The sequence below is a fragment of the Mycobacterium hainanense genome (assembly GCF_041890355.1).
Taxonomy (GTDB): Bacteria; Actinomycetota; Actinomycetes; order Mycobacteriales; family Mycobacteriaceae; genus Mycobacterium; species Mycobacterium hainanense.
The window spans coordinates 4,677,622-4,695,727 of the sequence record NZ_CP169059.1; the positions used below are offsets into that span (position 1 = coordinate 4,677,622).

Genomic DNA, 18,106 nt, shown 5'->3' on the forward strand with positions numbered 1-18,106 from the left:
CACCACTTCCTCCGCGCCGTCGACCTCATAGCCGTTGGGCGCAAGCCGTCTGATCCGCGACTCGATGTCGTACGGGACGATGATGGCGGTCGCGCCGCGGATGCGGCTGACGGTGCGGGCCATCTTGTCCGCGGTGCGGTCGTGCAGCAGCCGGCCCAAGAGGGGCGAGTATGTGCGGCGCGGCAACAGCACCGTCACCCTGGTGTCCGGGTGGTCCTTGAGCACACGCAGCACCAATTCGTGTGCGGCCCGGCTCAAATGACGATCGGGGCAATTGATCAACCACAATGGTGTGTCGTGCTCGAAGCGATCCCACCGCTCGCGCAGCCGGACGGCATGGTCGACGTCGATGACGAAGTGCACGGCGGTCAGTTCGTCCGCGTGCAGCCCATATCCGAGGCGCACCGCCTCGATCTCGGCCAGGTCGATCGTGTCCACGAAGACCAGCACCTGCAGTCGCGGATGCCGCGCCAGGTCGAGGTCTTCGGCGCGCGACATCTCCAGGACCGAGGCCTCGTCGCGGTATTTCCGGTTGAGCCGCGTCAGCGCGAGCACCAGCAGCGGAAAGATGACCACGATGAGCCAGGCGCCCTCGGTGAACTTGGCCACCACAAAGATCCCCACCACGATCGTCGACATGACCCCCGCTGCCAAATTCACCGCCAGCTTGACTCGCCAGCCCGGCTCGCGCCGGGTCGAATGATGCTTGGCCATGCCGTAGCCGGCCATCGCGAAGGCGGTGAAGACGCCGATGGCGAAGAAGGGCACCAGCGCGCTCACCTTCGCCTCGGTGATGACGAGCAGCACCATCGCCAGCGCGGTCAACACGAAGATGCCGTTGGAGAACACCAGGCGGTGGCCGCGTTTTGTCAGCGGGCGGGGCAGAAAGCGGTCCTCGGCAACGAAACTGGCCAGCGCGGGGAAGCCGTTGAAGCTGGTGTTGCAACCCGTGAACAGGATCGCCGCGGTCGACGCCTGGACCAAGAAGTAGAGGACGTTGCCCGTGACCCCGTGGCCGAAGACCGCCCGGGCGATCTCGGACAGCATGGACGGATATTCGTCGAGATAGGCCACGGCGTGGGTGACGTGGGTCAGCCACGCCACGCCCGCCAGCAGGAACCCCAGGATGCAGGCCATCCACGTCAGAACCCGACGGGCGTTCGGTCCCTCCGGCTTCTGAAAGACGTTGACAGTGTTGGATACTGCCTCGACCCCGGTCAGCGAGGTGCCGCCGTTGGCGAACGCACGCAGCACGATCAAGACGGTCGCGCCCATCACCAGGCCGCCGCCCTGGTGGACCGGAACCGCCCCGGCTATGTGGTGCGGGTCGTATTTCGGTAAGCCCCAGAACATTTCACGCACGAAGCCGGTCAGGATGGTCAGGGTGATCATGCCGACGAAGGCGTAGGTGGTGATCGCGAACGTGCGGCCGGACCGTCGCAGCCCGCGCAGGTTGGCCAGGCAGATCAACACCACCGCCGCCAGCGTGATCTCCAAGTGATAGGGCCGTAGCGGCGGAATCGCCGACACCACCGCCACCGTCGCCGCGGCCGGTTGCACCGCCACGGTCACCACGTAGTCGATCAGCAGCGCCGCCGCGGCGACCTGCGCCACACGCGGACCGAAGTTCTCGCGCGCGACCGTGTAGGAACCGCCGGCCCGGGTGTAGGCCATCACGACCTGTCGATACGACGCGCACACCAGCGCGAGAATCACCAGGATGACACCGGTGATCGGAAGCACCAACGCGTACGCCGCCATGCCGGCCGCCGGGAGCAGCTCGATCATGATCTGCTCAGCGCCGTACGCGGTCGAAGAGATCGCGTCCGGCGAAAGCGCCCCGAGCGCAATGTGATTCGGCAATCGCTCGCCGTCCAGCTGATCGGTGGTCAGCGGTTCTCCCAGGAAGAGCCGCTTGCACTTGTCGGTAAAGGAGAGCGGTATTCCGTCACTCAATTGCGTCACAGCATCCCTTCCTTGAGGACCTGATTGCCTCATCGCGCGCGGGTGACCTCCGCGATGCGGGACTCGATGTCATAGGGCACGATCTGAGCGGCCGCTCCCGGAATGCGGCTGACCGCGCGTGCGATCTTGTCCGCGGTGCGATCGTGCAGCAGCCGGCCGACGAGCGCCGAGTAGGTCCGGCGTGGCAGCAGCACGGTGGCCTTGGTGTCCGGATGCTCGTTGAGCACCCCGCGCACCAACTCGTGCGCGGCCCGCCCCAGGTGGCGATCGGGACAGTCGATCAGCCGCAGCGGCGTGTCGTGTTCGAAGACCTCCCAACGCTTTTGCAGCCGGGCGGCATGTTCGGCGTCGATCACGAAATGCACGACGGTGAGCTCGTCCGCGTGCAGGCCGTTTGCGTACCGCATCGCCTCCACCTCGGCGAGGTCGATGGAGTCGACGAAGACGAAGACCCGGTGACGGGTGTACCGGTCCAGGACGGGCTTTTCCGTGCGTGACATCTCCAGCACCGACGCCTCCACGCGATACTGCCGGTTGAGTCGCATCAACGCCAGCACCAGCAACGGGAAGACCACGACGATGAGCCAGGCCCCCTCGGTGAACTTGGCCACCGCGAAAATCCCCACCACGATCGTCGACAGGACCCCCGCCGACAGGTTGATCAACACCTTTCGCCGCCAGCCCGAACCGCGCTCGGACAGATAGTGTTTGGTCATGCCGTAGCCGGCCATCGAGAATCCGGTGAACACCCCGATCGCGTAGAAGGGCACCAGCGCGTCGACCGAGCCCCCGGTGATGATCAGCAGCGCGATCGATAGCGCCGTCAGGGCCAGGATGCCGTTGGAGAAGACCAGGCGGTGACCGCGCTTCATCAGCGGGCGTGGCAGGAACCGGTCTCCGGCAACGAAACTCGCCAATGCGGGGAAGCCGTTGAAGCTGGTGTTGCCGCCCGTGTAGAGGATCGCCGCGGTCGACGCCTGCACCAGGATGTAAAGCACGTTGCCGATCACGCCGTGGCCGAAGACGGCCCGGGCGATCTCGGACAACATCGACGGGTATCCATCCGTGTACGGGACGGCGTGAGTCACGTGGGTCAGCCACGCCACGCCCGCGAGCAGGAACGCAAGGATGCAGGCCATGATGGTCATCACCCGGCGCGCGTTGACACCTTCCGGCTTGCGGAACGTGGTGACCGTGTTGGAGATGGCCTCAACTCCGGTCAGTGACGAACCGCCGTTTGCGAACGCGCGCAACACAACCAGGACCGTCGCGCCCATCACCAGTCCGCTGCCGTGATGAACCGGCACCGCGCCCGCGATGTGCTGGGGATCGTAGATCGGCAGGTTCCCGCACAGTTCCCGGATGACCCCGACGACGATCGTCAGCGAAACCATGGCCACGAAAGCGTAGGTGGGCACCGCGAACCGCGCTCCCGCTTCCCTCAGCCCGCGCAGGTTGGCAAAGCACATCAACAGCACCATGCCGACGGTGATCTCCAAGCTGTAGGGCCCCAGGACCGGGAGCGCCGAGGCCACCGCGACCGTGCCGGCCGCGCATTGCACCGCGACGGTCACCACATAGTCGATCAGTAGCGCCGCCGCGGCGACCTGCGCCACTCGAGGGCCGAAGTTCTCGCGCGCGACCACATACGACCCGCCGGACCGGGTGTAGACCATGACGACCTGGCGATACGACGCCGCGACCAGCACCAGGATCAAGAGGATCACGCCGGTGATCGGAAGTAGGAGGGCGAACGCAGCCATCCCGGCCGCGGGCAGCAGTTCGATCATGATCTGCTCGGAGCCGTAGGCGGTGGAGGAGATCGCGTCGGGTGAGAGCACGCCGAGCGCGACCGGGTTCGACAACTTCTCGTGCTCGAGCTGCGAGTTGATCAATGGCTTGCCCAGCAACCCCCGCTTGCAGACGTCCGAGAACGATGACCATGCCTTGTGCTCGGCAGCCGGCCGTTCAGCCAGAGGTGTTGCCACAGCAGATATCCCTTCCCCCAACGCATGCACTTGTCACAGGGCGGTGCGGCCCGCCGAAAGCCTAGCCGCCGCAATTGCATTTGTCGCACCTCGCTTTTTGGTCGGCGACCATAACCACAGGACATTGTCAGAAGAATTGTCAGGACACTCTCAGCGAGGTGACCTCGGTGTAACAAAGGAGCGCCAATCGGTAATGATGGCTTGGAATTCCGGCGGGTTCGGCGCCGGTAGTGGCTCGCACGAAACCTGTTGTTACATCTGGCACTTCGGCTCGCAACGGTTGATTGGGGCCGGGTGGCGAGCTTACCAGCAGATCCACAGGTAAACCAAAGGTGTTGCACAGCCGCATTTCTGGGATGGCCTGAGTTTGGTTGCGCTCCGGCATATTAGCTGTGCAGATCTGCGCCCGTCCGATGTCCGTTCTATGCGCGACACAATGGGCAACGCTCGCCGCGCCGCGAATCTGTCTGTTAGCATTGAATTAGATCTCCATTTCCTTGGAGTAGCGCGTGACACCCGCTTCAGCAAATGAGCGCTTGTGCCACACGGGTTTCGCGTCTCTGCCCCGCCGGAAGTATTGAGGCCGAATCAAGGTTCGACGGAAAGGCAGCGGTGTTTTGCGGAGGGGTGGACAGTCATGAACCAGTGCATCATCGTCAGCGGTGATGACGCGCTGGCGTCGATCATCGTCGAAGAGCTGAGAAGAGCCGGGGCACGCGTCGCAAGGCTCCTGGACGCCGACCTGGCCGGCACCCGCGTGAAGACCGAACTCGCCAAAGCGGGAGTCGCGACGGCTTCAGCCGTGGTGTGCGCAGGTGTCGACGACGCGACCAACCTGGAGATCGCGTTGCTGGCGCGCAAAGCCAACCCGAACATTCGCGTGGTGGCGCGCGTGGCCAATGACGTGCTACGTGAAGCGGTCGCGGCCGACGAGGGGCCGAACGCGATCCTGGGTGTAGCCGATCTCGCGGCCTCGGCGGTCGTCGAGGCCTGCCTGGCGCGCACCACCCATCCCGTCGAGGTGGCCGGCATCGAATTCGTCGTCTTCGGCGCCGAAGCGCCGTTCGACGCATCGCTGCGGGAGATCTACGGCGACCTCGCCCCCGTCGCGGTGGTCCGCAACGAGGACGCCTCCGATGCCGGCGAAGTGACGGTATGCCCGGGCCGAGACGTCCGGGTCAGCGCCGGCGACGGGACTTGGATGATCGGTACCGCCGAGGAGGTCGCCGCCTGCGGCGTCAAGATTCCGCGTCAGGACCGAACGCGTTCTCGCCAGTCACGATTGCGCCGCATCCTCTATGCCGTCCGCGCCCTGCCCAACGAAGTCAACCCCGCGTTCTACCCCTTGATCCTCGCCCTGATCTTCCTGGTCATCGGCTCGACTACGTTGCTGCACTTTTCCTACACCCACCCGGGGATGTCCTGGACCGACGCGTTCTATTTCACCAACGAAACGATCACGACAACGGGGTACGGCGACTTCAGCTTCGCCAAGCAACCGACATGGCTGCGGCTCTACGCCGCGGTGCTGATGCTGGCCGGCGTGACCACCACCGCGCTCCTGGTCGCCTTCATCGCCGACGTGCTGCTGTCGCAGCGATTCCTGATGTCCTCCGCGCGCCCCTGGGCGCGCCATCTGCGCAACCACATCATCGTCGTCGGGCTGAGCGCGCTTGGGGTTCGGGTCGTCACCGACCTGACCGAAGCCGGATACGACGTCGCGGTCATCGAGCGGGACTCGAACAACCCATTCCTCTCCGCGACGGCCGAGCTCGACGTACCGGTGATCTTCGGCGACGCGACGTTGCGTCAGACGATGGAAGCGGCGCGGGTCGACACGGCCCGCGCTGTCGCGGTGCTGACCAGAGACGACATGGTCAACATCGAGACGGGGATCGTGGTCCGCGAGGTCTTGGGCTCTGCTGCGCCACCCGTCGGCAATCGGTGGGGCAAGGTCCCGCTCGTCCTGCGTGTCTACGACCACGATCTGGCGTCCGCGGTGTCCCAGCGGTTCGGCTTCGAAAACGTCCGCTCCACGGTCGAGCTTGCCGCGCCATGGTTCATCGGCGCTGCGATGGGCCTGCAGGTGCTCGGCACGTTCTCGGTGGGCAACCGATCGTTTCTGGTCGGAGGAATGTATGTGCAGGCCGGTAGCGAACTCGACGGGCTGCAGATGTTCGAAGTCTCGACGCAGACTCGCGTGATCGCGATTACCCGAGAGGACGCCCCGGTTCGACTGCACCCGCGCCGCGACGCCAGGCTCAGCGCCGGCGACACCGTCTATCTGGTCGGCCCCTACCGAGAGCTCATCGCCACCCTGCGTAAAGGGCAGCCGCTACCGCAGCCGGCTGCCGACGATGCGCCCTCCGACCGGGAATGCGAGTCGTGCGGAGAGCCGGCAACCGAGGCGAAGACGGCGAATGAAGACAACGTTCGACGTCTCCAACCGGTCCGCGAGGGACGCGGTGTAGCGAGCCACTGACTTCGCAAAACACTCAAGAGTTCGTCGACCGAAGCACGAGATTCCGACCCGGTCGATCATCCGCTCGGTCGCTGACCCGCTAAAAGTTGAGCCCGGAGAACATGATCCGGTTCGGGTCGTACTTCTGCCGGACGGTCGTCAGCCGTGACAGGTTCGAGCCGAAGTAGCGCGCCGAGGCGGCGTTGGCCTCCAGGTAGTTGACGTATCCCCCGACCGAGATCTGTTGCACCGCTTGATGTGCGGAGGTCAGCCAGGTGTTCGCGGCCGCGACCTGGCTGCCCGTGGGTTCGACGTACCACTGTAGGACGGCCGACTGGTTGCGCCATGGGAACGCGGTGTCGCCGGCGGCGACGTCCGCGACGGCGCCACCGAGGGGGTCGACGAGGACCGACGCCTGTCCGGCGCCCGCGGGCCACTGCCCGATCGCGGTGGCAATGGCGTGCGCCGCAACCGAATCCACCGGACCGATGACGTCCGACCCGGCCACGAACGAGCGCGCCGGAGGGTTGGAACTCCCGCCGGCCAGGAACATCACCAGATCGGTGCGGTTCATCGTCTTGTTCGAAACCGCGGTCGGGGCCACCCCCACCGCGGACTTGATCGCGTCGACCACACCGGACCCCGCACCCGCGGGGCAGGTTGCCAGCACGTGGCAGTTCGGGGCCGAGCCGATCATGAGATCCACGATGCCCCAGGTGTTTCGGTCCGCGCCGTTGAGCCACGACTGCCAGCCGACGAGCACCTGAGTGGCCGACGCGGGCGGGAAGTCGAGCCGCACGACGTCGCTGTCCGAGGTGGCGAAGGTGGAGAACGTCATCGACGTGGTCACGCCGAAGTTGCCGCCGCCGCCCCCTCGAAGCGCCCAGAACAGATCCGGGTTGTCGTTGGCGGAGGCGGTCACCACGTCACCGCTGGGCAACACCACCGTGGCGGACTGCAGCGCGTCGCAGGTCAGGCCCGCGTGCCGGGTGTCGGGCCCGATGCCGCCACCGAGCGCGAGCCCCGCGACGCCGACGGTCGGGCAGGTGCCGCTCGGTATCGCGCGCCCGGCCCCGGCCAACGCCTGGTGGATGGCATACAGGGTGGTCGCGGGGGTCACGGTGAGGTTGTTGCCGTCGAAGTTGGCGGCACCGGGAAGCCCACGCAAGTCGAGCACCATCGTGCCGTTCGCCGCGGAGGCACCGACGTAGGAATGGCCACCGCCGCGGGGAGCGATCTTGAGGTTATTGGCCGTCGCGAACGCAATCGCCTTCTGCACATCCGCCTGCGACGAGACCGTGACCACCGCGGCGGGGGTGGAACTGTCGTAGAACGAATTGAAAACCTTTTTGCTGGTGGAGAATTGGCCGCCGTTGGCGGGCAGGACGACGCTGCCGCCGATCGACGACGCCAGGCCGCCCCAGCCGGTCGGGGGATCGGCGGCAGCCCGGGCGGTGCCCAAAACCGCGCCGGTGGCCAACATTCCGACGGCGCTGCGCAGAAACGCCTGACGCGAGATGCCGCGCTGCGACGACGGGTCCAGGGGACGGCTACGATTAGTCGTCATGTGCGGAGATTCTTGAACATTTCTCACGCAAAAGCGCGGCACCCGCGCCCGTGTCAGATCACAGTGTGGAATCGATCCGCCGAGCGGCTTGACGATGGGCCGGGCCCAATAATCGACGGCGCGACCGCCCCGGGGCACAAAACGCTTATTTGTGCGAACCTTTACCCCACCGTGTCGCAAACGTGACAGTGATAGCGCAGAGTTCACAACGTGATTCGAGTGCATACGGCGCACTCCACGACCGAGGGGGAGGCCGCATGAAGGCACTGGCACGAACGAACCGCTGGATCTGGTTGTTCCGGAACCAGCCCCTTACCGTTCGCCTGTTGGCCGCGGCCGCCGTCCTGCTCACCGCGGCGTCGGCGTTCGCCGCGCCGGTGCGGGCCGACAACCCCGACGACAACTTCATCGACGCGCTCAACCACGCCGGCATCGACTTCGGCGAACCCGGAAACGCGATGTCCGTGGGTCAGTCCATCTGCCCGATGCTCGCCCAGCCGGGCGGCAACTTCGCCGCGGCGGCGTCCAGCGTCTCCGGCCGGGGCATGTCACCCGCCATGGCGCGGATATTCACCACGATCGCGATACAGACCTACTGCCCGGAGCAGATGGCGAACCTGGCCAGCGGCAATCTGTCCGTCCCGCAGCTGCCTGGCATGCCCGGGATGGCGGGGCAGCTGCCCGGAATGGCCGGGCAAGTGCCCGGGCTGCCGCGGCAAATCCCGGCGGTGCCGGGCATCTAACCGGTTTCTAACCGGTGCCCAGCGGGTCGATGGTCCACGCGATGTAGACCATCGCCGCGGCGACCGTCGCGGTGGTGACGAAATCAATTCCCTTGCTGCGCACCACCAGAAGGCCGGACCGCTCATCGGGGAGAACCAGCCGCAGCGCGGCCGCCAGGCCGACGCCGATGCCGATGAGCAGCGAACCGCGACGCCAGAAGTTGGCCCCCACCAGCGCGAATGCGGCGGCAAAAGTCAAGACCACCAGCAAGATTGGCCACTGGGCCCTGACGACGGACCGCGCGCTCATGCCCGTTCGGCGAGCTCGACGACATTGCTCAGCAGGAAGGCCCGGGTCAACGGGCCGACACCACCGGGGTTCGGCGACACGTGTCCGGCGACCTCCCACACGTCGGGGTGCACGTCGCCGACCAACCCACTCTCGGTGCGGCTGACGCCCACGTCGACGACCGCGGCGCCCGGACGCACCATGTCGGCGGTCAGCATGTGCGGCACCCCCACGGCGGCCACCACGATGTCCGCCTGCCTGGTATACGCGGCCAGATCGCGAGTTCCGGTGTGGCACAACGTCACTGTTGCGTTCTCGGACCGGCGCGTCAGCAGCAGCCCCAGCGGCCGGCCGACCGTCACACCGCGGCCGATGATCACCACATGCGCCCCCGCGATCTCGACGTCGTAGCGGCGCAGCAGGTGGACGATCCCCCGGGCGGTACATGGCAGCGGCGCCGGAACGCTTAGCACCAACCGGCCCAGGTTGGTCGGGTGCAATCCGTCGGCGTCCTTGTTCGGGTCGACCCGCTCCAGCGCCGCGTTCTCGTCGAGGTGCTTCGGCAGCGGCAGCTGCACGATGTAGCCGGTGCACTCGGGGTTCGCGTTCAGCTCGTCGATGGTTTCGTCCAGCGTCGCGGTACTGATGTCGGCGGGCAGGTCCCGGCGGATCGACGTGATCCCCACCTTGGCGCAGTCCGCGTGCTTGCCCCGGACATAGGCCTGCGACCCCGGATCGTCACCTACCAGGATGGTGCCCAGCCCGGGGGTGCGGCCCGACGCGGTCAGCGCGGCGACCCGTTGTTTGAGGTCGACGAAGATCTCGTCGCGGGTGGCCTTGCCGTCCAGTGTGATTGCGCCCACGCCTGACAGTCTGGCAGACACCGATGATGGTGACCCGCCACGCCCGGCTTCGCCGCGCTTGCGGTCACCGCTGTACCCGATGATGGTGACCCGCCACGCCCGGCTTCGCCGCGCTTGCGGTCACCGCTGTACCCGATGATGGTGACCCGCCACGCCCGGCTTCGCCGCGCTTGCGGTCACCGCTGTACCCGATGATGGTGACCCGCCACGCCCGGCTTCGCCGCGCTTGCGGTCACCATTAAGCTCCCGATATGTCAACCCCTCCGGACGTGTTCAGCCCGGCCAAGCTCGGCCCGATCACGCTGCGCAACCGCACCATCAAATCGGCGACGTTCGAGGCCCGCACGCCTGACACCCTGGTGACCGACGACCTGATCGAATACCACCGCCTGCCCGCCGCGGGCGGCGTGGGCATGACGACCGTCGCCTATTGCGCCATCTCCCCCGGCGGCCGCACCGAGGGCAACGGGATCTGGCTGCGCCCGGAGGCGGTGCCGGGATTCCGGCGGCTCACCGACGCGATCCACGCCGAGGGCGCGGCGGTGAGCGCGCAGATCGGCCACGCCGGTCCTGTCGCCAACGCCAAGACCAACAAGGCCAAGGCGCTCGCACCGGTGCGATTTTTCAACCCGATCGGGATGCGGTTCGCCAAGAAGGCGAGCCGTGAGGACATCAACGACGTCATCGAGGGCCACGCCAACGCGGCGCGGCTGGCCATCGAGGCCGGCTTCGACGCGGTCGAAATCCATTTGGGCCACAACTACTTGGCCAGTTCGTTCCTGTCCCCGCTGATCAACCGCCGCACCGACGAGTTCGGCGGATCGCTGGAAAACCGGGCGAAGGTGGCCCGCGGCATCGTCATGGCCGTGCGCCGCGCGGTGGAAAAGGAGGGCACGCCCATAGCGGTCACCGCCAAGCTCAACATGACCGACGGCGTCCGCGGCGGCATCTCCACCGAGGAATCGCTGACCACCGCCAAGTGGCTGCAGGACGACGGCGGCCTGGACGCGATCGAACTCACCGCGGGCAGCTCGCTGGTGAACCCGATGTACCTGTTCCACGGCGACGCGCCGCTCAAGGAGTTCGCCGGGGCGTTCAAGCCGCCGCTGAGTTGGGGCATGCGCATGACCGGCAAGAAGTTCCTGCGCGAGTACCCCTACCGCGAGGCCTATTTGTTGCGGCACGCCAAGCTGTTCCGCGCCGAGCTGACGATGCCGCTGATCCTGCTCGGCGGCATCACCAACCGGGAAACGATGGACCTCGCGATGGCCGAAGGGTTCCAATTCGTCGCAATGGGCCGGGCGCTGCTGGCCGAACCCGACCTGATCAATCGGATCGCGGCCGACGGCCCCGCGCACAGCGTGCATTCCGCGTGCACGCACTGCAACAAGTGCATGGCCACCATCTACACCCGCACCCGGTGCGTGGTCACAGGCGCCCCCGATCTGCTAGCGCGCTGACGAGAGCGGGCTCGCAAACGCACATTTGGGCCTCAGGGCGGCCTTGGTTTCACGCGATACAGTTGGTTCGATGAGTGCACCAGCCCCGCCCGTCTTGACCGTCCGTTATGACGGGTCAGAACGCACCTTTGCCGCCGGTCACGACGTGGTGGTCGGGCGCGACCTGCGCGCCGACATGCGCATCACCCACCCACTGATCTCCCGCGCGCACCTCTTGCTGCGCTTCGACCAGGGCCGGTGGCTGGCGATCGACAACGGTTCGCTTAACGGCACTTTCGTGAACGGCCGGCGGGTGCCGGTGGTCGACATCCACGACGGCCAGTGCGTCAACATCGGGAACCCCGACGGGCCCCAGCTGGTGTTCGAGGTCGGGCGGCACCAAGGCATGGCCGGGCGCCCCCCGCAAACCGAGTCGATGGGCATCCCGGTGGCGGCGCACCCGTCCGGGACGGCGTGGTCGGCCGCGCCGGCAGGCCCGCCCGGCCCCCCGCCCGGGCCGGCTGGCCGCCCGCCGAACTGGGCGGCGCCGTCGCGGCGGCCGCATCCCGGCCCGCCGGGGCCGCGTCCGGGCCCCCCGCCCGGCCAACCGATGTACGCCGGCGCAGGGCGCGCACCCGCTCCCCCGCCCGCCGCGCCCCCGCCGGCCAACTTCCCGCCGCACCCCCAGCTGGCCGGCGTGGCGTCGCCGCAGACCGAGATGAGCCCCGCGGCCGCCAAGCCGCCCGAGGTGGCCAACCTCGCGACGAAGATGTTCCAGGCGCTCATGCCGTCGCGGTCCGGGGCGATCCAGAAGCCCTCCGGCGCGCTGACGATCGGCCGGGCCACCGACAACGACGTCGTCATCCAGGACGTCCTGGCGTCTCGCCACCACGCGTTTCTGACCCAGACGCCGCTGGGCACCGAGATCCGCGACGCGCACAGCGTCAACGGAACCTTCGTCAACGGCGTGCGGGTCGGATCCGCCGTGCTGACCGAGGGCGACGTGGTCACCATCGGCAACGTCGACCTGGTGTTCACCCGCGGCGAGCTGCTTCGGCGCACCGAGGCCGCGACCCGCACGGGCGGCCTGGAGGTCAACTCGGTCTGCTACACCGTCGACCAGAACAAGCAGCTGCTCGACCACATCTCGCTGACCGCGCGGCCCGGCACGCTGACGGCCATCATCGGCGGCTCGGGCGCCGGCAAGACCACGCTGTCGCGGGTGATCGTCGGTTACACCAGCCCCACCTCGGGCTCGGTGACCTTCGAGGGTCACGACATCCACGCCGAGTACGCGACCATGCGCAGCAGGATCGGGATGGTTCCGCAGGACGACGTCGTGCACCGCCAGCTCACCGTCAACCAGGCCCTCAATTACGCCGCCGAGCTGCGGCTGCCACCCGACACCAGCAAGGCCGAGCGCGCCCAGGTCGTCGCCCAGGTGCTCGAGGAACTGGACATGACCAAGCACGCCGAGACCCGGGTGGACAAACTGTCCGGCGGCCAGCGCAAGCGGGCCTCGGTGGCCCTCGAGCTGCTCACCCAGCCGTCGCTGCTACTCCTCGACGAACCGACCTCCGGCCTGGACCCGGCGCTGGACCGACAGGTCATGCTGATGCTGCGCCAGCTCGCCGACGCGGGCCGCACCGTGCTGGTGGTGACCCACTCGGTCTCGTACCTGGACGTCTGCGACCAGATCCTGCTGGTCGCGCCGGGCGGCAAGACGGCCTTCTGCGGCCCACCCGACCAGGTCGAGGCGGCCATGGGCACCCGCAACTGGGCCGACATCTTCGCCAAGGTCGGCGCCGACCCCGACGAGGCCAATCGCCGCTTCAAGGAGCGCGACCAGCAGTCGTCGCGGCCGCCCACCCCGCAAAGCCCCGCCGACCTGGGCGAGCCGCCGAAGACGGACCTGTGGCGGCAGCTGTCCACGATCGCCCGCCGCCAGGTCCGCCTCGTCGTATCCGACCGCGGCTACACGATCTTCCTGGCGATCCTGCCGTTCCTCATCGGGGCGTTGTCGCTGACGGTGAAGGGGCCCCATCCCGGCCTCGGGCCGGCGGACCCGCTCGGGCCGGCGCCCACGCAGCCGCAATACATCATGGTGCTGTTGAACATCGGCGCCGTCTTCATGGGCACCGCGCTGACCATCCGCGACCTGATCGGCGAGCGCCCGATCTTCCGGCGCGAGCAGGCCGTCGGCCTGTCCACCACGGCCTACCTGCTGGCCAAGATCGCCGTGTTCTGCGTCTTCGCGACGCTGCAGGCGGCGATCGCGACCATCATCGTGCGGCTGGGCAAGGGCGCGCCGACGGCGCACCCGCCCTTCTTCGGGAACTCCACCTTCTCGCTGTTCGTCACCGTCGCCGGGACCTGTGTGGCTTCGGCGATGCTGGGCTTGCTGTTGTCCGCCTGCGCGCAGTCCAACGAACAGATCATGCCGCTGCTCGTGGTGTCGATCATGTCGCAGCTGGTGTTCTCCAGCGGCATGATCCCCGTCTACCAGCGCTTCGGCCTCGAGGAGCTCGCCTGGCTGACGCCGGCGCGATGGGGCTACGCCGCCGGCGCCTCGTCGATCGACTTTCCGTCGCTGGTGAAGGTCAAACAGATCCCGACCAACGATCCGATCTGGCAGCACTCCAAGCACATCTTCGTGTTCGACATGGCGATGCTGGCGTTCCTGTCCATCGCCTACACCGGCTTCGTCCGGTGGCACATCCGCCTGAAACGCTGAGATGACCCAAGCCGCCGAGCCCGTCCTGACTGTTCGATCCGACCGATCGAAGGGCAGCTTCGCGGCCGGGCGCGACGTGGTCGTCGGCAGCGACCTGCGGGCGGACCTGCGGGTGGCACACCCGCTGATCGCCCGCTCGCACCTGCTGCTGCGCTTCGATCGCGGCAAATGGATTGCGCTGGACAACAATTCGCTCAACGGGGTCTTCCTCAACGGCCAGCGGGTGCCGCTGGTCGACATCGAAGACGGCCAGACCATCAATATCGGCAAACCCGACGGGCCCCGGATCACCTTCGAGATCGGCCACCACACCGGCAGCGTGGGCATGCTTCCGCCCACCACGGAGTCGATCCCGGTGATCACGCCGCCCATGGACGCCCAGCCGGCGCCCGCGCCGTCGACCGGGTTCCGGCGTCAGGCCCCGCCGGGGCAACGCCCGGCTCGGCCGCTGCGCCCACGCCCCTGGGCGGGCCCCCAGCGCACCACCGCGGTCCCGATCGTCCGACCGGACGCCGCCACCCGATCGGTGCCACAGTCGGGCGGGCCGCCCGACACCAATCCGCCCACCCGGATCGGCGTGAGCGGCCAGGTGGCGGAGTTCCCCACCACGCGGGTGAAGACCGTGGGCCCGGATTCCCACCGCCCGACAGAGCGGCCGGGGCGCGCCGCCTGGATCGGGCGGGCGCTCGACAACGACATCGTCATCCACGACGTGCTGGCGTCGCGCCATCACGCGTTTCTCACCCCGACCCCGGCGGGCCCCGAGATCCGCGACGCCAACAGCAGCAACGGCACCTTCGTCAACGGGGTCAAGGTCGCGTCCGCCGTGCTGTCCGAGGGCGACGTGGTGACCATCGGCAACGTCGACCTGGTGCTGTCCGGCGCCATCCTGGTTCGCCGCCAGGAGGCCGCGGCGCGCACCGGTGGCCTGGAAGTGCACGGCGTCGACTTCAGCGTCAACGGCAAGAACCTGCTCGAGAAGATCACGCTCACGGCCCGCCCGGGCACGCTGACCGCCCTCATCGGCGGGTCCGGCGCGGGCAAGACCACGTTGTCGCGGCTGATCGCCGGCTACGCGACGCCGACCTCCGGCGTGGTCACCTTCGAGGGCCACAACATCCACACCGAGTACGCGTCGCTGCGCACCCGGATCGGGATGGTGCCCCAGGACGACGTGGTGCACCGCCAGCTCACGGTCAACCAGGCGCTGGGTTACGCGGCGGAACTGCGGCTGCCGCCCGACACCAGCAAGGCCGACCGCGAACAGGTCGTCGCGCAGGTGCTCGACGAGCTGGGGCTGACCCAGCACGCGGATACCCGGGTGGACAAGTTGTCGGGCGGGCAGCGCAAGCGCGCCTCGGTGGCACTCGAGCTACTCACCGGGCCGTCGCTGCTGATCCTCGACGAGCCGACCTCCGGCCTGGACCCGGCCCTGGACCTGCAGGTCATGACGATGCTGCGCCAGCTCGCCGACGCCGGCCGGGTGGTGCTGGTGGTCACCCACTCCCTGACCTACCTCGACGTCTGCGACCAGGTGCTGCTGATGGCGCCCGGCGGAAAGACCGCCTTCCTCGGGCCGCCCGACCAGATCGGGGCGGCCATGGGGACCACCAACTGGGCCCAGATCTTCGCGAAGGTCGGCGCCGACCCCGACGAAGCCAACCGCCGCTTCCTGGCGCAGAACAAACCGCCGCCGCCGGCGCAGACCGAGGCGCCCGCCGACCTCGGCGTCCCGCCGCGCACCAGCATGCGCCACCAGTTCTCCACCATCGCCCGCCGGCAGGTCCGTCTGGTGGTCGCCGACCGCGCCTACTTCGTCTTCCTGGCGCTGCTGCCATTCGTGATGGGCGCTCTGTCGCTGACCGTCCCCGGCCACACCGGTTTCGGCTACGCCGATCCGACCAGCGAGTCGGCCGGCGAGGCCGGGACGATCCTGACCCTGCTCACCATGGCCGCGGCGTTCATGGGTACCGCGCTGACCATCCGCGACCTGATCGGCGAGCGCCCGATCTTCCGGCGCGAGCAGGCGGTCGGGCTGTCGACCACCGCGTACCTGCTGGCCAAGATCGCGGTGTTCTGCGTGTTCGCCGTCGTCCAAGCGGCGGTCGCGACGGCGATCGTGGTGGTGGGCAAGGGGCCGCCGAAGCGGCCGGCCGTCCTGCTCGGCAACGCGACCCTCGAGCTGTTCGTCGCCGTCGCCGCCACGTGCGTGGCCGCGGCGATGCTGGGCCTGTTGCTGTCGGCGCTGGCGCGCTCCAACGAGCAGATCATGCCGCTGCTGGTGGTGTCGCTGATGATGCAGATGGTGCTGTCCGGCGGGATGGTGCCGGTCACCAACCGGATCTTCCTCGACCAGCTGTCCTGGGCGGTGCCCTCGCGGTGGGGATACGCCGCGCAGGCGTCGACGGTCGACCTGTGGACCGTGGCCCCCGGCCCGCAGAGCCCGCGGGACAGCCACTTCCAGCACACGTCGGGCACCTGGCTGTTCGACATGGGCATGCTCGCGCTGCTGTCGGTCAGCTACGCCACCGTGGTGCGCTGGCGCATCCGGCTCAAACAGTGACTTCAGCCGTCCAGGCGCAGGCCCTGAGCGGCCGCGAAGGCCACCGCCTGCCCCACGTCGACGCGGGCACCCGTCAGCGAGGCGGTCCGCCACAACGCGGGATCCACCGTCGCGCCGCGCAGGTCGGCGTCGTCCAGCCGGGCTGCCGTCGCCCGCGCGCCGGACAGGTCGGCGCCGCGTAGCACCGCGTTGCGCAGGTCGGCCTCCACCAGGCTGGCCTCCCGCAGCCGGCAGCCACTCAGGTCGACGCCCCGCAGGTCGTTACCCCCCAACACCGCCAGCGTGAAGTCGACCTCGTCAAAGGAGATCGGCCGCATCCGGCACTGCACGAACACCGAGCCCAGCATGCTGCACTGCGCGAAAGTACTGTGCCACAACGAGGTTCGCCGGAAGGTGCAGTTGCGGAACGCCGACCCGCGGTGCCGGGACTCGGCCAGGTTGGCGCCGCTGAAGTCGCATCCGTCGAACACGGTCCGTTCGGTGTCCAGCCGGCTCAGGTCCTCGTCGGTAAAGTCGTGGCCCTCGAAGTGGCGATCGGCCCACCGCTCGGTCAATTGGCCGTCAGGCTGGCCAGTGCGTATTCGCTGACGGCGATCAGGGCGTCGGTCGCCGACCGGCGATCCCGGGCGTCGACCGTGATCACCGGGATGTGCGCGGGCAGGGTGAGCGCCTCGCGCACCTCCGCGACCGGGTAGCGCGGGGCGCCGTCGAACTCGTTGACCGCGATCAGGAACGGCAGGTTGCGGTGCTCGAAGAAGTCGACCGCGGCGAAGCTGTCCTCCAGCCGCCGGCAGTCCACCAGCACGATCGCCCCGATGGCGCCGCGCACCAGGTCGTCCCACATGAACCAGAACCGGCGTTGGCCCGGCGTGCCGAACAGGTAGAGCACCAGGTCCTCGTCCAGCGTGATCCGGCCGAAGTCCATCGCGACGGTGGTGGTCCGCTTGTCCGGGGTGGCCTCCAGCGCGTCGACGGCGGTGGAGGCGTCGGTGAGCATCGCCTCGGTGCGCAACGGCATGATCTCCGACACCGCGCCGACGAAGGTCGTCTTGCCGGCACCGAATCCGCCGGCGATGACGATCTTCGTCGAGGCGTGGGCGGAATCGGAATACACCTCGGACTGCGCCTCAGAGTGCCTTAAGGCCACGCAGCGTCCTTCCTATCAGTTCGTGGCGCTCATCCCTGGTCGAACGCTCGGACAACGTCGTATGCACCCGAAGGTAGCCGGACAAGACCAGATCGCCGACCAGGACGCGCGTGACACCGAGGGGCAGATCCAGCCGGGCCGAGATCTCGGCGACCGACGGGCTGCCGACGCACAGGTGGATGATCTTGCCTTTCGCGTCGTCGGGAGCCCAGCGGTGAGCCAGCCCGGCATGCAACGTCTGGATCGGCGCCTCCACCGGAAGGTCGACGTCGGTGTCGGTCCGCCCCGACGTCAGGGTGTACGGGCGGACCAGGTTCCCTCGACGTGCGGTCGGCTCAGCAAGGTGCCGGGGCTCGCGTTCGTCCATC

At 68.1% G+C, this 18,106-nt stretch carries 10 protein-coding genes and 3 pseudogenes; 5 read left to right on the forward strand and 8 right to left on the reverse strand.

Features of this window, described 5'->3' with window-relative positions:
* Window positions 1-3: 3 nt before the first annotated feature.
* Together ACEL92_RS21915 and ACEL92_RS21920 are read right to left on the reverse strand one after the other, a co-directional pair.
* Window positions 4-1,965, reverse strand: a pseudogene (locus tag ACEL92_RS21915) (APC family permease); the annotation flags it as partial.
* Between the two features lie 47 nt (window positions 1,966-2,012).
* Window positions 2,013-3,941, reverse strand: a pseudogene (locus tag ACEL92_RS21920) (APC family permease); the annotation flags it as partial.
* Between the two features lie 649 nt (window positions 3,942-4,590).
* Between ACEL92_RS21920 and ACEL92_RS21925 the strand changes: the two are divergent.
* Window positions 4,591-6,327 (forward strand): annotated as a pseudogene (locus ACEL92_RS21925) (NAD-binding protein); the annotation flags it as partial.
* Between the two features lie 187 nt (window positions 6,328-6,514).
* On the opposite strand, the gene ACEL92_RS21930 reads toward ACEL92_RS21925, so the two are convergent.
* The gene (locus ACEL92_RS21930; RefSeq protein ID WP_374022726.1) at window positions 6,515-7,981 is read right to left on the reverse strand and encodes an FAD-binding protein; all 1,467 of its coding nucleotides are present in this window, start codon (window positions 7,979-7,981) and stop codon (window positions 6,515-6,517) included.
* Window positions 7,982-8,238: 257 nt separating this feature from the next.
* Here ACEL92_RS21930 and ACEL92_RS21935 point away from each other — a divergent pair, with 257 nt between their 5' ends.
* A complete protein-coding gene (locus ACEL92_RS21935) occupies window positions 8,239-8,724 on the forward strand; it encodes a DUF732 domain-containing protein (RefSeq protein ID WP_374022727.1) in 486 nt (161 codons plus the stop codon).
* A 7-nt stretch (window positions 8,725-8,731) separates the two neighbouring features.
* Here ACEL92_RS21935 and ACEL92_RS21940 read toward each other — a convergent pair whose 3' ends face one another.
* Together ACEL92_RS21940 and ACEL92_RS21945 are read right to left on the reverse strand one after the other, a co-directional pair.
* On the reverse strand, window positions 8,732-9,013 hold the full coding sequence (locus tag ACEL92_RS21940; protein WP_374022728.1) for a DUF3017 domain-containing protein: 282 nt from the start codon (window positions 9,011-9,013) through the stop codon (window positions 8,732-8,734).
* Complete coding sequence (locus ACEL92_RS21945) at window positions 9,010-9,855, reverse strand: bifunctional methylenetetrahydrofolate dehydrogenase/methenyltetrahydrofolate cyclohydrolase (RefSeq protein WP_374022729.1); 846 nt, start codon at window positions 9,853-9,855, stop codon at window positions 9,010-9,012. Before ACEL92_RS21945 ends, ACEL92_RS21940 begins: the two co-directional genes overlap by 4 nt.
* A gap of 251 nt (window positions 9,856-10,106) precedes the next feature.
* Between ACEL92_RS21945 and ACEL92_RS21950 the strand changes: the two genes are divergently transcribed.
* The 3 genes from ACEL92_RS21950 to ACEL92_RS21960 all read left to right on the forward strand — a co-directional run bounded on the left by ACEL92_RS21950 (window position 10,107) and on the right by ACEL92_RS21960 (window position 16,591).
* Window positions 10,107-11,315 (forward strand): NADH:flavin oxidoreductase, encoded by a 1,209-nt coding sequence (locus ACEL92_RS21950; protein ID WP_374022730.1) that lies wholly within the window; start codon window positions 10,107-10,109, stop codon window positions 11,313-11,315.
* Between the two features lie 70 nt (window positions 11,316-11,385).
* Complete coding sequence (locus ACEL92_RS21955) at window positions 11,386-14,028, forward strand: FHA domain-containing protein (protein WP_374022731.1); 2,643 nt, start codon at window positions 11,386-11,388, stop codon at window positions 14,026-14,028.
* Window position 14,029: 1 nt separating this feature from the next.
* Window positions 14,030-16,591, forward strand: a complete 2,562-nt coding sequence (locus ACEL92_RS21960) for an ATP-binding cassette domain-containing protein (RefSeq protein WP_374022732.1) — start codon at window positions 14,030-14,032, stop codon at window positions 16,589-16,591.
* Window positions 16,592-16,593: 2 nt separating this feature from the next.
* On the opposite strand, the gene ACEL92_RS21965 is transcribed toward ACEL92_RS21960, so the two are convergent.
* The 3 genes from ACEL92_RS21965 to ACEL92_RS21975 are packed head-to-tail and all read right to left on the reverse strand — an operon-like array spanning window position 16,594 to window position 18,105.
* Window positions 16,594-17,145: a pentapeptide repeat-containing protein gene (locus tag ACEL92_RS21965; protein ID WP_374022733.1), complete on the reverse strand. Its 552-nt coding sequence runs from the start codon at window positions 17,143-17,145 to the stop codon at window positions 16,594-16,596.
* The gene (locus ACEL92_RS21970) at window positions 17,142-17,738 is read right to left on the reverse strand and encodes an ATP/GTP-binding protein (protein ID WP_374022734.1); all 597 of its coding nucleotides are present in this window, start codon (window positions 17,736-17,738) and stop codon (window positions 17,142-17,144) included. Before ACEL92_RS21970 ends, ACEL92_RS21965 begins: the two co-directional genes overlap by 4 nt.
* Window positions 17,719-18,105: a DUF742 domain-containing protein gene (locus ACEL92_RS21975; RefSeq protein WP_374022735.1), complete on the reverse strand. Its 387-nt coding sequence runs from the start codon at window positions 18,103-18,105 to the stop codon at window positions 17,719-17,721. The genes ACEL92_RS21970 and ACEL92_RS21975 overlap by 20 nt, the downstream gene beginning before the upstream one ends.
* Between the last annotated feature and the right edge of the window lies 1 nt (window position 18,106).